The 12,696-nt window shown below is 66.1% G+C and carries 11 protein-coding genes and 2 pseudogenes; 9 read left to right on the top strand and 4 right to left on the bottom strand.

The window, feature by feature from the left end; translation table 11 throughout:
* Positions 1 to 9: 9 nt before the first annotated feature.
* Positions 10 to 1,674 carry an energy-dependent translational throttle protein EttA gene (gene ettA / locus AB4Y43_RS35685; RefSeq protein ID WP_133190145.1) on the top strand — a complete coding sequence of 555 codons (1,665 nt, stop codon included), beginning with the start codon at positions 10 to 12 and terminating at the stop codon, positions 1,672 to 1,674.
* Positions 1,675 to 1,827: 153 nt separating this feature from the next.
* Complete coding sequence (locus tag AB4Y43_RS35680; RefSeq protein ID WP_069269179.1) at positions 1,828 to 2,982, top strand: DUF748 domain-containing protein; 1,155 nt, start codon at positions 1,828 to 1,830, stop codon at positions 2,980 to 2,982.
* A 37-nt stretch (positions 2,983 to 3,019) separates the two neighbouring features.
* Here AB4Y43_RS35680 and AB4Y43_RS35675 read toward each other — a convergent pair whose 3' ends face one another.
* The 3 genes from AB4Y43_RS35675 to AB4Y43_RS35665 all read right to left on the bottom strand — a co-directional run bounded on the left by AB4Y43_RS35675 (position 3,020) and on the right by AB4Y43_RS35665 (position 5,860).
* Positions 3,020 to 3,643 (bottom strand): HAD family hydrolase, encoded by a 624-nt coding sequence (locus AB4Y43_RS35675; RefSeq protein ID WP_368661848.1) that lies wholly within the window; start codon positions 3,641 to 3,643, stop codon positions 3,020 to 3,022.
* Positions 3,644 to 3,708: 65 nt separating this feature from the next.
* Positions 3,709 to 5,523 (bottom strand): aminopeptidase P family protein, encoded by a 1,815-nt coding sequence (locus AB4Y43_RS35670; protein WP_069269181.1) that lies wholly within the window; start codon positions 5,521 to 5,523, stop codon positions 3,709 to 3,711.
* A gap of 79 nt (positions 5,524 to 5,602) precedes the next feature.
* Positions 5,603 to 5,860 (bottom strand): hypothetical protein, encoded by a 258-nt coding sequence (locus AB4Y43_RS35665; protein WP_069269182.1) that lies wholly within the window; start codon positions 5,858 to 5,860, stop codon positions 5,603 to 5,605.
* A 195-nt stretch (positions 5,861 to 6,055) separates the two neighbouring features.
* Here AB4Y43_RS35665 and AB4Y43_RS35660 point away from each other — a divergent pair, with 195 nt between their 5' ends.
* The 7 genes and pseudogenes from AB4Y43_RS35660 to AB4Y43_RS35630 all read left to right on the top strand — a co-directional run bounded on the left by AB4Y43_RS35660 (position 6,056) and on the right by AB4Y43_RS35630 (position 12,395).
* Positions 6,056 to 6,802 (top strand): response regulator transcription factor, encoded by a 747-nt coding sequence (locus AB4Y43_RS35660; RefSeq protein ID WP_069269183.1) that lies wholly within the window; start codon positions 6,056 to 6,058, stop codon positions 6,800 to 6,802.
* Positions 6,803 to 6,829: 27 nt separating this feature from the next.
* A pseudogene (gene hemA / locus AB4Y43_RS35655) lies at positions 6,830 to 8,095 on the top strand (glutamyl-tRNA reductase); the annotation flags it as partial.
* A 228-nt stretch (positions 8,096 to 8,323) separates the two neighbouring features.
* On the top strand, positions 8,324 to 9,406 hold the full coding sequence (gene prfA / locus AB4Y43_RS35650; protein ID WP_069269184.1) for a peptide chain release factor 1: 1,083 nt from the start codon (positions 8,324 to 8,326) through the stop codon (positions 9,404 to 9,406).
* 13 nt (positions 9,407 to 9,419) lie between these two features.
* The gene (gene prmC / locus AB4Y43_RS35645; protein ID WP_368729934.1) at positions 9,420 to 10,262 is read left to right on the top strand and encodes a peptide chain release factor N(5)-glutamine methyltransferase; all 843 of its coding nucleotides are present in this window, start codon (positions 9,420 to 9,422) and stop codon (positions 10,260 to 10,262) included.
* Positions 10,263 to 10,373: 111 nt separating this feature from the next.
* The gene (grxD, locus tag AB4Y43_RS35640) at positions 10,374 to 10,685 is read left to right on the top strand and encodes a Grx4 family monothiol glutaredoxin (RefSeq protein WP_028214777.1); all 312 of its coding nucleotides are present in this window, start codon (positions 10,374 to 10,376) and stop codon (positions 10,683 to 10,685) included.
* Positions 10,686 to 10,823: 138 nt separating this feature from the next.
* Positions 10,824 to 11,447 carry a UbiX family flavin prenyltransferase gene (locus tag AB4Y43_RS35635; RefSeq protein WP_256095089.1) on the top strand — a complete coding sequence of 208 codons (624 nt, stop codon included), beginning with the start codon at positions 10,824 to 10,826 and terminating at the stop codon, positions 11,445 to 11,447.
* Positions 11,448 to 11,597: 150 nt separating this feature from the next.
* Entirely contained in the window at positions 11,598 to 12,395 is a 798-nt protein-coding gene (locus AB4Y43_RS35630; RefSeq protein WP_368729933.1) for a class III extradiol ring-cleavage dioxygenase, read from the top strand.
* A 107-nt stretch (positions 12,396 to 12,502) separates the two neighbouring features.
* On the opposite strand, the pseudogene AB4Y43_RS35625 reads toward AB4Y43_RS35630, so the two are convergent.
* Positions 12,503 to 12,696: pseudogene (locus tag AB4Y43_RS35625) on the bottom strand (amino acid:proton symporter); the annotation flags it as partial.

The raw sequence follows: 12,696 nt of genomic DNA, 5'->3' as shown, positions 1-12,696 counted from the left end.
GACACTCTCATGGCCCAATACGTCTTCACCATGAACCGGGTCGGCAAGATCGTGCCGCCCAAGCGCCAGATCCTGAAGGACATCTCGCTGTCGTTCTTCCCCGGCGCCAAGATCGGTCTGCTCGGCCTGAACGGCTCGGGCAAGTCCACGCTCATCAAGATCATGGCCGGCGTCGACAAGGACATCGAAGGCGAAGCCACGCCGATGCCCAACCTGAACATCGGCTACCTGCCGCAGGAACCGCAGCTCGATCCGGAAAAGACCGTGCGCGAAGCGGTCGAGGAAGGTCTGGGCGACGTGTTCAACGCGCAGAAGAAGCTCGACGAGATCTATGCCGCCTACGCCGAACCGGACGCCGACTTCGACGCGCTGGCCGCCGAGCAGGCGAAGTACGAAGCGATCCTCGCGACGACCGACGGCAGCGCGGAACAGCAGATCGAAATCGCCGCCGACGCGCTGCGCCTGCCGGCCTGGGACGCGAAGATCGGCAACCTCTCGGGCGGTGAAAAGCGCCGCGTCGCGCTGTGCAAGCTGCTGCTCGAAAAGCCCGACATGCTGCTGCTCGACGAGCCGACCAACCACCTCGACGCCGAATCGGTCGAGTGGCTCGAACAGTTCCTCACGCGCTTCCCGGGCACCGTGGTCGCCGTGACCCACGACCGCTACTTCCTCGACAACGCCGCCGAGTGGATTCTCGAACTCGACCGCGGCCACGGCATTCCCTGGAAGGGCAACTACTCCAGCTGGCTCGACCAGAAGGAAGAGCGCCTGAAGCAGGAAGAAGCGTCGGAATCGGCGCGCCAGAAGGCGATCAAGAAGGAGCTGGAGTGGGTGCGCCAGAACCCGAAGGGCCGCCAGGCGAAGTCGAAGGCGCGTATCGCGCGTTTCGAGGAACTGTCGAGCTCGGAATACCAGAAGCGCAACGAAACGCAGGAAATCTTCATTCCGGCGGGCGAGCGTCTGGGCAACGAAGTCATCGAGTTCAAGAACGTCAGCAAGTCTTATGGCGACCGTCTGCTCATCGACAACCTGAGCTTCAAGATTCCCGCGGGCGCGATCGTCGGCATCATCGGGCCGAACGGCGCCGGTAAATCGACGCTGTTCCGCATGCTCACGGGCAAGGAGCAGCCGGATTCGGGCGAAATCGTGCAAGGCCCGACCGTCAAGCTCGCCTACGTCGATCAGAGCCGCGACGCGCTGGCCGCCAACAAGACCGTGTTCGAGGAAATCTCGGGCGGCGCGGACGTGCTCACGGTGGGCAAGTACGAAACGCCGTCGCGCGCGTACATCGGCCGCTTCAACTTCAAGGGCGGCGATCAGCAGAAGATCGTCGGCAACCTCTCGGGTGGTGAGCGCGGCCGTCTGCACCTGGCCAAGACGCTGATCTCGGGCGGCAACGTCCTGCTGCTCGACGAACCGTCGAACGATCTGGACGTCGAAACGCTGCGCGCGCTCGAAGACGCCCTGCTCGAATTCGCGGGCTCGGTGATGGTGATTTCGCACGATCGCTGGTTCCTCGACCGTATCGCCACGCACATCCTCGCGTTCGAAGGCGACTCGCAGGTCACGTTCTTCGACGGCAACTACCAGGAGTACGAGGCCGACAAGATCAAGCGCCTCGGTGAAGAAGCCGCACGTCCGAAGCGTCTGCGCTACAAGCCGATCAGCCGCTAAGCAGGCGCGATCGATAGCAAACAACGGCGGCCCGCGGGCCGCCGTTGTCGTTCTGGCAGGTTCAAGCACACACGGCATGGCGGTTGCTCGAAAGCCGCTACGCTTAGGCTCACTTGGGGCTTGATCATGCCCAGCTCCCGCGAGGAATTCCGTATGGCGACGCCGCTGCGCAACCGTGTTGTCCTTATCGTGGCGATCGTCGTCGCGCTGCTCGTGCTCGCGGCGCTGGGCACGCTCTACGCGCTGCAGCGCGAGGCAAAGGCGTACGTGGAGCGCGCGCTCGCGCCCGTCGGCACGGCCGCGAGCGTGAACGTGGCGTTCAATCTCTCATCCGTCGAGCTCACCGACGTGCGCCTGAAGCCGCCCCCGAACTGGCCGACTGCCGACACGCTGCGCGCCGCCCGCATCACCATCACGCCCGACTTGCGCGCGCTGATCTCGCACCGCGTGCATATTCGCGACGTCACGGTGAGCGATTTCACGATGACGGTGCTGCGCCGGGAAAGCGGTTCGATCCTGATCCTGCCGAATCTGCGCGAAGCGATGGCGCAAAGCGCCACGCCCTCGAACGGCGCGCAGGGCGAAAGCAGCCTGCCGCAGCAAAAGGTCATCGACCATATCGGCTTCGAGAACGGCACATTCGACTTCTACGACCGTTCGGTGAGCAATCCGCCGTGGCGCGTCACCGTGAACCGCGCGCAGGCGAGCGTCGACAATGTCCAGTTGCCGGCGCTTACGGAGCCCACCCGCGTTTCGGTCGTGGGCAATGTCGTCGGCCCGGCGCACACAGGACGCGTCACTTTCGACGGCTGGATGCAAATCGCGAATAAGGACTCGCAACTCCGCACGACGCTGCGTGGCGTGGATGTGCGCACGATCGATCCCTATCTGCTTAAAAAGGCCGGCGCGAAGGCCAATGTGACGGGCGGTACACTCGATCTCGATCTCAACTCGACCGTGCGCGGCTATCACCTGCACGCGCCGGGCATCGTCACGCTGCACAACCTGCAACTCTCGGATAGCGGCGACGCGGTGGACACCTTCCTGTCGATCCCGACGCGCGCCGCCGTGGCCGCATTGAAGGCACACAAGGGGGAAATCACGCTGCATTTCGTGCTCGACGGCAACCTGCGCGACCCTAAATTCAAGCTGAACGAAAACCTGATGACGGAGTTGCGCGCAGGGTTTGCGCAGGCGCTCGGGGTGAGCGCGGAAGGGGTGGCGAAGGGCGCCGGGCAAACCGCAAAGGGTATCGCTGACGCGCTGCGCAGTCTGCTGCAGCCGGTGCCGGCGCCCGCTTCGAAATAGCGCGGGACGCCGGCTTTAGCCTGCCTGGATGAGCTGCTTAGACCGGCAAGCCGAGTTCGCGCAGCTTAGCGTCGGTGGTGGCGTTGCTCGTATGGTGCACGCCGTGCCAGCCGAGCGCCGTGGCTGCCAGGGCGTTGTGCGCGTTGTCGTCGATGAAAACGAGTTCCTCGGGCTTCACGCCCGGCAACTGTGCCTCGATGCGGCGGAACATCTCGTGGAAGATCGCCGGATCGGGCTTCACGAGCTTCACGTGGCCCGATACGACGATATCGCGGCAGCGCCGCAGGATGCCAAAGCGCTCCCACGCCCACGGAAACGTCTCGGCCGACCAGTTCGTGAGACCGAAGATCGGCATCCCCGCGGCCTCGAGGCGCTCGAACGTCGCGACGCCGCCGGCGAGCAAGCCGCCGATCATCTCGTGCCAGCGCTCGTAGAACGCGCGAATGAGCGCTTCATGCTCGGGAAACGCCGCGACCAGTTCCTCCGTGCCCACGGCAATGGGCTCGCCGCCGTCCTGGCGGACCACCCAGTCCATCTTGCAGACGTGCGTGAGAAACCAGCGGCGCTCGTCGTCGTTGGGAATCAGCTTGCGATAGAGATACTCGGGACTCCAGTCCACGAGCACCCCGCCGAAATCGAACACCACGGCCTTGATCGTCATGCGCTTCTCACTCCACTTGATCGTTATCCGATCGTTATCTGATCGTTGTCGGGATGCCAGGGAAATCAGATCGGCTGCGTGCGCTTTTCGAGCCACGCGAGCGCATCGCCGCTCACGTGCGGCGCCACGCGCACGCGCACCGTCTGGTGATACGCATTGAGCCACTCGCGCTCGTCCGCACGCAGGAGCGCGAGATCGATGCATCGCGTGTCGATCGGGCAGAGCGTAAGCGTCTCGAAGCTCAGGAACTCGCCGAACCCGGTAGTTTCGGCGCGCTGGTTGAGCACGAGATTCTCGATACGCACGCCCCATTTGCCCGGCCGGTAGATGCCCGGCTCGACCGAGGTGATCATGCCTTCTTCCATGGCGGTCCAAGGCTCGGCCGGCGCGTAGTGCGAAATGACCTGCGGACCTTCGTGCACGTTCAGGAAGTAGCCCACGCCGTGACCCGTGCCGTGGCCGTAGTCCGCGCCCGCTTCCCAGATCGGCGCGCGCGCAATCGCGTCGAGCATCGGCGAGCGAATGCCGCGCGGGAATTTCGCGCGCGAGAGCGCCATCATGCCCTTGAGCACGAGCGTGAAATCGCGCTTTTGCTCCGCACTCGGCGAGCCCACGGGCACGACGCGCGTGATGTCGGTGGTGCCGTCGAGGTACTGGCCCCCCGAGTCGATGAGCAGCAGGCCATCGCCTTCGATCACGCTGTGCGACTCGGGCGTGGCGCGATAGTGCGGCATCGCGCCGTTCGCGTTGAAGCCCGCGATGGTCGCGAACGACAGCGACTTGAAGCCCGCACGGCGCGCACGCGCGGCGGAAAGCTTTTCGTCGATGGTCAGCTCGGTGATCCGCTCGTGGCCAAGCGCCGCCTCGAACCACGCGAAGAACTCGGCAAGCGCCGCACCGTCGTGCTCCATGGTCGCGCGCACGTGGTCGGCTTCGGCGGCGGTCTTGCGCGACTTGAAGAACGTGCTCGGATTGACCGATTCCACGAGCTTCACCGCCGACGACACCGCCTGCAGCAAGCCATACGTCACGCGGCGCGGATCGACGAGCAGCGCAGCCTTCGCGGGCAGCGCCGCGAGCGCGGCGGCGGCCTCGGCATACGGCGCGACGCGCACCTTGTCTTTCGCGAGCGACTGCACGAGCGCCTCGCTCACCTTGCCGTCGGCGACGAAGAGCGTCGCGTCGTCCGGCCCGATCAGCGCGTGCGCGACGAACACCGGGTTGTAGTTGACGTCCGCGCCGCGCAGGTTAAAGAGCCAGGCGAGGTCGTCGAGCGTCGAGATGAAGTGCCACTGCGCGCCCTTCTCCTGCATCGCGCGGCGCACCTGATCGAGCTTGCCGGCGCGGCTCGTGTCGGCGTGCGGCGCGACGTGCTCGTACACGGGCTCGAGCGGCAGCGACGGGCGGCCTTGCCAGACATCGTCGAGCAGATCGAGGTCCGTGCGCAGCGCGACGTCACGCGCGTTGAGTGCCTCGGCCAGCGCGCGCGCCGAGGCGACCCCGAGCACCGCGCCATCGACGGCGACCGCGCCGCCCGCACTCACGTTCTGCGCGAGCCAGTCGATGTGGGGCGCGCTCTGCTGGCCGCCCATCATCTTCATGAGCTCGATGCCGGTGCCGGCCAGTTGCTGCTCGGCCTGCACCCAGTAGCGGCTGTCCACCCAGACGCCCGCGAAGTCCTTCGTCACCACGAGCGTGCCCACCGAGCCGGTGAAGCCCGACAGCCACTCGCGCCCCTGCCAGCGGCGCGGCAGGTATTCGGACAGATGGGGATCGGCGGAGGGCACGAGGGCGGCATCGACGCCCGCGCGCGTCATCGCGGCGCGCAGGGCGGCAATGCGTTCGGGAATCGAGGAGGTTTCGGGGAGTCGGGCGTTCATGTTTTCACCTGCGAAGAATTCGAAGCGGAAGATGGGAATCTAGCCAAAGGCGGCGCGTTTGAGGACCGGCTGCGCGCGACTAGCTGCGCCGGGCGCGCAATGCTACGCACACGCCCACGAAAACGAGCGCGAGCGCCGTGCAAAGCGGCCACTGGAGCAATTCGCCATCGTAGAAAAGGCCGGTCGCACTGCCCGCCGCGTTCGCGAGCGCCGCGCCGAGCGCGCCGGCCACAGCCGCCAGCGCGAGTCCGTGACGTGCGGCGCGGCGCAAGGGATGGAGCCACCACCCCGCACAGCCCACCGCCAGACCAAGAATAACGATACCGGGCCAGCCCATTAAGGACTTGTCCTATAGGTTTTCGGATAAGTCCGATAGGACCGCCGAAGCACGAGAGCTAGCATTTATAGCCTGATTAGACTCTATTGAAACTGGAAAACGGTCGGCTCGGCGCGTCCCGCGTAGCGGTTGAGTGTAGGGGGCGGGATTGCGCAAGGCAAGCGCGTCCGGGCCGCCCTAGCCGCACTCTCTCGTATGCGAATCGCCCTCGTCGAACCGGACACCCGTCAGGCCGAAACCCTCATCCGCCTGCTCATTGCGGGCGGGCACGCGTGCCACCACTTCCCGCTTGGCGCACAACTCTTCGAAACTCTCGAACAGGAAACCTTCGATCTGCTGATCACAGCATGGTGGTGCGGCGACGCCGGCGCAGACGACCTCATCCCCCAGGCGCGCAAGCTGCTGCCGGGTTTGCCCGCGATCGCGCTGATGCTCGCGCCGCATGAAAGCGAAATCGTCGCGAGTTTGCAGGCCGGCGCGGATGACTGCATCGCCAAGCCGGTGCGCGGCCCTGAAATGCTCGCGCGCATCGACGCGCTCCTGCGCCGCGCCGGCGTGCGCCGGCCGCGCAACCGCGCCCGCCACGGCTTTGGCGACTATCTTTTCGATTCCGGGCGCTACGAGGTGTCGTTTCGGGGTCACACCGTCACGCTCACGCCCAAGGAATACCGTTTCGCGCTGCTGCTCTTCACCAATGCATCGCGCCCCGTTTCGCGGGCGCGCATTCTCGAAACCGTCTGGAATCTGAACCGCGACGTTCGGTCGCGCACGCTCGACACGCACGCCTCCCGGCTACGCAGCAAATTGCAGCTCGGGCCCGAGCACGGCTGGCGTTTGACCACTTTGTACGGCTATGGCTACCAGCTCGAAAGGCTCCCCCTATCACCTACCGGAGTGTCGGACTCTGTCGGCGCGAATGTCGGAAGCGAGGAAAAGTTATAATATCCGCCTAAATCTCGCCCCCATGGTATGCAGCTTCTAACGATCGGAATCAATCACCACACCGCGCCCGTCGCCTTGCGCGAACGCGTGGCGTTTCCGCTCGAACAGATCAAGCCCGCACTCGCCCTGTTCAAGGAAGCGTGGTCCGGCAAGCGTTCGCTGAGCGCGCCGGAAGCCGCCATTCTCTCCACCTGCAACCGCACCGAGCTCTACTGCGCGACCGACGCGCACGGCTCGCGCGACCAGGCCGTGAGCTGGCTCTCCCAGTACCATGGCATCCGCGAAGAGGAACTTGCGCCGCACGTCTATACGCTGCCGCAGTCCGAAGCGGTACGTCATGCATTCCGGGTGGCTTCGGGGCTCGATTCGATGGTGCTGGGCGAGACGCAGATCGTCGGCCAGATGAAGACCGCGGTACGCACCGCGACCGAGGCCGGCGCGCTCGGCACCTATTTGAACCAGTTGTTCCAGCGCACCTTCGCCGTGGCGAAGGAAGTGCGCAGCACGACCGAGATCGGCGCGCAGTCGGTGTCGATGGCCGCCGCCGCCGTACGCCTCGCGCAGCGCATCTTCGACAAGATCGCCAACCAGCGCGTGCTCTTCATCGGCGCGGGCGAGATGATCGAGCTGTGCGCCGCGCACTTCGCCGCGCAGCAGCCGCGCGAACTCGTGATCGCAAACCGTACCGCCGAGCGCGGGCGCTATGTTGCGGAGCGCTTCGGCGGCCGTTCCATTCCGCTCTCCGATCTGCCAGCACGCATGCACGAGTTCGACATCATCGTCTCGTGCACGGCGTCCACGCTGCCCATCATCGGACTCGGCGCAGTGGAGCGTGCCGTGAAGGCGCGCCGTCACCGCCCCATTTTCATGGTCGACCTCGCGGTGCCCCGCGACATCGAGCCCGAAGTCGCCCAGCTCGAAGACGTCTTCCTCTATACCGTCGACGATCTCGGCACGATCGTGCGCGAAGGCAATGCCTCGCGCCAGGCCGCGGTCGCGCAGGCCGAGACCATCATCGAGTCGCGCGTGGCGAACTTCATGCAGTGGCTCGACTCGCGCAGCATCGTGCCGGTCATCCGCCACATGCACACCCAGGCCGACGCGCTGCGTCGCGCCGAGCTCGAACGCGCCCGCAAGATGCTTGCACGTGGCGACGATCCGTCGGCCGTGCTCGAAGCGCTGTCGCAGGCGCTCACCAACAAGCTGATCCACGGCCCGACGCATGCGCTCAACACGTCGAGCGGCGATCAGCGCGATTCGCTCATCGAGCTGATGGGCGGCTTTTACCGCCACGGCCAGCCGGCCCGGACAGACGACGTCGCGCAGCCCGCGGCGGAGGTCGCCGCCTCGCCGCGCTCCGCCGGCTCTTCTGATTCGTCCAATTCGTCCGATTCCTCCGGTAGTTCGGACCGTTAGCGACGTTCGCGGTCGGGCGCGCGCCATGCGTGCCCTGCACGACCGGGCCGCGCGCCCGCCTCTTCTCTCTCGCAGTCCTATCCGGAGCCCGCTCCGCACCGCCCGATGAAAACGAGCATGCAATCGAAGCTCGACCAGCTGACTACGCGCCTGGCCGAGCTGAACGACCTGTTGAGCCGTCCCGACGTGACCTCGAACCGCGATCAGTACCGCAAGCTCACACGCGAGCACTCGGAACTGGGGCCCGTGGTCGAACACTACGGACAGTGGCGTCAGGCCAAAGACGACGAGGCCGCGGCGAAGGATCTGCTCTCCGACGCCTCGATGCGCGACTTCGCCGAAGAAGAGGTGAAAGCGTCGCGCGAGCGCATGGCGCAACTCCAGCACGAATTGCAGATGATGCTGCTGCCGAAGGACCCCAACGACGACCGCAACGTGTTCCTCGAAATCCGCGCGGGCACGGGCGGCGACGAGTCGGCCCTGTTCGCGGGCGACCTGCTGCGCATGTACCTGCGCTACGCGGAGCGCAACCGCTGGCAGATCGAGATGATGTCGGCGAGCGAGTCGGATCTGGGCGGCTACAAGGAAGTGATCGTGCGCATTGCGGGCGAGGCGGCGTACTCGAAGCTCAAGTTCGAGTCGGGCGGCCACCGCGTGCAACGCGTGCCCGCCACCGAAACGCAGGGCCGCATCCACACGTCGGCCTGTACGGTCGCGGTGATGCCGGAAGCCGACGAAATCGGCGAAGTCGAAATCAATCCCGCCGACCTGCGCATCGACACCTTCCGTGCCTCGGGCGCGGGGGGCCAGCACATCAACAAGACCGATTCGGCCGTGCGCGTGACGCACCTTCCGACCGGCATCGTCGTGGAGTGCCAGGACGACCGCTCGCAGCACAAGAACAAGGACCGCGCGCTCAAGGTCCTCGCCGCGCGCATCAAGGACAAGCAGTACCAGGAGCAGCACGCCAAGGAAGCGGCGACGCGCAAGAGCCTCGTAGGCTCGGGCGACCGCTCGGAGCGCATCCGCACCTACAACTTCCCGCAGGGGCGGCTCACCGATCACCGCATCAATCTCACGCTCTATCGCCTCGAAGCGATCATGGACGGCGACCTCGACGAACTGATCGGCGCGCTCGTCTCCGAGCATCAGGCAGAGCAGCTCGCGTCGCTCGGCGACGCGGATTGAGCGCGCAAGAGACATGAGCGAAGCCGTTACCGCCGAGGCGTTGCTGCGCGCCACGCCGCTGCCCGCGCTAGAAGCGCGCATTCTGCTGATGCACGTACTCGGCTGGCGCCGCACGGAACTCATCACGCGCGGCGATCAGACGCTCGACGCGGCCCGCGTGGACGCGTACCGCGCGCTAGAAGCGCGCCGCGTGCAAGGCGAGCCGATCGCGCAGCTCGTGGGGGCGCGCGAGTTCTACGGCCTCGACTTCGACGTAACGCCCGACGTGCTGATTCCGCGCCCCGATACCGAGCTGCTCGTGGAAACGGCGCTCGCGGCGCTCGAAGGCATTGCTCTGCCGCGCGTGCTCGACCTCGGCACCGGCAGCGGCGCGATTGCCGTGGCGCTCGCCTCGTCACGCCCCGATGCGCGTGTCTGGGCCGTCGATCGTTCGGCGGCCGCGCTCGAGGTGGCGGCGCGCAACGCCGCGAAGCTACTCGACGCCCAGCGTCCCGGCGGCCCGCTCGCGTTCGTGCCGGGCAGCTGGTACGACACGCTCGATGCGGCACTGCGATTCGACGCGATCGTGAGCAATCCACCGTATATCGCGAGCGGCGATCCCCATCTGGAACGAGGCGACCTGCGCTTCGAGCCGCGCGGCGCGCTCACCGACGAGGCCGACGGCCTCACCGCCCTGCGCGCGATCGTCGCGGGCGCACCTGCCCGGCTCGCGCCGGCTGGCGTGCTCTGGATGGAGCACGGCTACGACCAGGCGGCCGCCGTTCGGGCGTTGCTGGAAGACGCCGGTTTCAAGGACGTGCGCTCCGAGCGCGATCTGGCCGGCATCGAGCGCATCAGCGGGGGCCGTCTACCGTAGCCGCCCGACCAGGCACGCTCCCGGCGACGCCGGGCTTGCACGGGCGAAATCCGCTATCATTTCATCCTGCATTCCAACGTATTCAGCATCAATTCAATCGCAAGGTCAGTCATGGACACCCAACAACGCATCAAGCAGATCGTCGACGAAAACGCCGTCGTCCTCTTCATGAAGGGCAACGCGCAGTTCCCGATGTGCGGCTTCTCCGGTCGCGCGGTGCAGATCCTGAAAGCCTGCGGCGTCGATCAGTTCAAGACCGTCAACGTGCTCGAGGACGACGAAGTCCGCCAGGGCATCAAGGAATTCTCGAACTGGCCGACCATCCCGCAGCTCTATGTGAAGGGCGAGTTCATCGGCGGCTCGGACATCATGATGGAGATGTACCAGAACGGCGAGCTGCAGCAGCTTTTCGCCGCGGCGTAAGCGCCAGCCACGGGGCGGCATCGGGCGCACGACGTTGCGCCTGTTCCGTCCCGAGCGCCCGGTGTGCAACGCCGGCACTTTTTCACGAGGCGCCTTCGCCTCGAACCCGCTTCGCCTTCGCTTCGACTCCCGCCTGACGTGAATACCGCCTCCCCTGCCTCGTCCGCTATCGCACAACTGCCGCAACGCCGGCTGATCGTCGCGATCACGGGGGCCACGGGCGCGATCTACGGCGTGCGCACGCTCGACATGCTGCGACGGCTCGGCGGCGTCGAAACGCATCTGCTCGTTTCGGCGGCAGGCTGGCTCAACATCCAGCACGAACTGCAACTCAGCAAGGACGATCTGCACGCACGCGCCGATGTCGTGCATTCCGTGCGCGACGTCGGCGCGACCATCGCCTCGGGCTCGTTCGCGACCGACGGCATGATCGTCGCGCCCTGCTCGATGAAGACGCTCGCGAGCGTCGCCCACGGTCTCTCAGACAACCTGATCGCGCGCGCCGCCGACGTCACGCTGAAGGAACGCCGCCGTCTCGTGCTGCTCGTGCGCGAAACGCCGTTCAACCTCGCGCATCTGCGCAACATGACGGCCGTGACCGAAATGGGCGGCGTGATCTTCCCGCCGTTGCCGGCCTTCTACAACCAGCCGGCTTCGATCGACGAGATGATCGATCACACGGTCGCGCGCGTGCTCGATCTCTTCGCACTCGGGCCCGCGCTCTCGCCCGCCTGGCCGGGGCTGCGCGGCACCGACGAATAAGTGCCGGGCGCACATTTGCGCAGTGCGCCGATTATCAATACCGGCGACACAATCAATTCCCTTTCCCCCGGTTTAATTCGCGACGGTACGGTCTTATATTGATCGCAATACGATACTTTCGGACCGCCTTGGCGCGGTCAACCCGCGATCATGACCACCCGCACGCCTACCCTCTTCCTCTCGCACGGCGCTCCTACGCTGCCGATCGACCCGTCGCTGCCCTCTGGCGGCTTCACCGTGCTCTCGGAGCATTTGCCGCGTCCGCAGTCGGTGCTCATGCTCTCGGCCCATTGGGGCACGATGCGCCCCGTGGTCAGCACCGCCACGCAGCCTGAGACGATCCACGACTTCTACGGCTTTCCGCGCGCGCTCTACGAGATCCAGTACCCGGCGCCCGGAGCGCCCGAGATGGCGCAGCGCGCAGCGGCGCTGCTGCGCCATCAAGGCGTGCCTGTCGACGAGGAAGCGCACGGCCTCGATCATGGCGCGTGGGTGCCCATGCTGCTGATGTTCCCCGACGCGAACGTGCCCGTCGCCCAGCTTTCGATCCAGCCGCGCGCCGACGCCGCCCATCACTTCTCGCTTGGGCGTGCGCTGCGCTCGCTGCGCGACGAAGGCGTGATGGTGATCGGCTCGGGCCAGATCACCCACAACCTGCGCGAGGCGGACTTATCGGCGCGGCCGGAAGACGCCGATCCGCGCGTGGCCGAGTTCACGCAATGGTTCGAAAATCACCTCGCCGCGCGCGACATCGACGCGTTGCTCGATTACCGCCAGCGCGCCCCGCACGCGGTGCTCATGCACCCGACCGACGAGCACCTGCTGCCCGTCTTCGCGGCGCTTGGCGCCGCCGACGACGACTACACGCTCGGTGTGCAGTCGCTTGGCACCTACCAGCGCGCGCTCGCGATGACGAACTACGTGTTCGGCAGCGCCGCCGTGCAATAAAGCCGCCGCGAGCCGCCACGCCGGCTCCGCGCTTGCTCGAAAGGCAAAAAAGCCCGCCTGAATCGCTTCAGGCGGGCTTTTTGTATTGCGCGACGTTTAGATGATGCTTAGTGCGCGCCGATGCCCTCGAGGACTTCGTCGTGCTCCTGGCGTTCCGCGAGGTACGGCGAGCGATAGCCCGAATTCACGCCCCAGTAATAGAACACGAGCGAGACCAGCGCGACGACCAGCATGTCCCAGCCGTACGGAAGCAGACCGGCGCCGCCGAACTGCTTGCTGCCGACGAGCGAGAGCAGCGCCA

This window comes from Paraburkholderia sp. BR10872 (genome assembly GCF_040965835.1).
Taxonomy (GTDB): domain Bacteria; phylum Pseudomonadota; class Gammaproteobacteria; order Burkholderiales; family Burkholderiaceae; genus Paraburkholderia; species Paraburkholderia nodosa_A.
This window is presented reverse-complemented; position numbering and strand designations above follow the sequence as displayed.

What these genes read in the sequence shown, in the direction of transcription:
- prfA (WP_069269184.1), top strand. Translation starts at nt 8,324, where the DNA reads ATGAAAACGAGCATGCAATCGAAGCTCGACCAGCTGACTACGCGCCTG.
- AB4Y43_RS35630 (WP_368729933.1), top strand. Translation starts at nt 11,598, where the DNA reads ATGACCACCCGCACGCCTACCCTCTTCCTCTCGCACGGCGCTCCTACG.
- grxD (WP_028214777.1), top strand. Translation starts at nt 10,374, where the DNA reads ATGGACACCCAACAACGCATCAAGCAGATCGTCGACGAAAACGCCGTC.
- AB4Y43_RS35660 (WP_069269183.1), top strand. Translation starts at nt 6,056, where the DNA reads ATGCGAATCGCCCTCGTCGAACCGGACACCCGTCAGGCCGAAACCCTC.
- prmC (WP_368729934.1), top strand. Translation starts at nt 9,420, where the DNA reads ATGAGCGAAGCCGTTACCGCCGAGGCGTTGCTGCGCGCCACGCCGCTG.
- AB4Y43_RS35680 (WP_069269179.1), top strand. Translation starts at nt 1,828, where the DNA reads ATGGCGACGCCGCTGCGCAACCGTGTTGTCCTTATCGTGGCGATCGTC.
- AB4Y43_RS35670 (WP_069269181.1), bottom strand. Translation starts at nt 5,523, where the DNA reads ATGAACGCCCGACTCCCCGAAACCTCCTCGATTCCCGAACGCATTGCC.
- AB4Y43_RS35665 (WP_069269182.1), bottom strand. Translation starts at nt 5,860, where the DNA reads ATGGGCTGGCCCGGTATCGTTATTCTTGGTCTGGCGGTGGGCTGTGCG.
- AB4Y43_RS35675 (WP_368661848.1), bottom strand. Translation starts at nt 3,643, where the DNA reads ATGACGATCAAGGCCGTGGTGTTCGATTTCGGCGGGGTGCTCGTGGAC.
- ettA (WP_133190145.1), top strand. Translation starts at nt 10, where the DNA reads ATGGCCCAATACGTCTTCACCATGAACCGGGTCGGCAAGATCGTGCCG.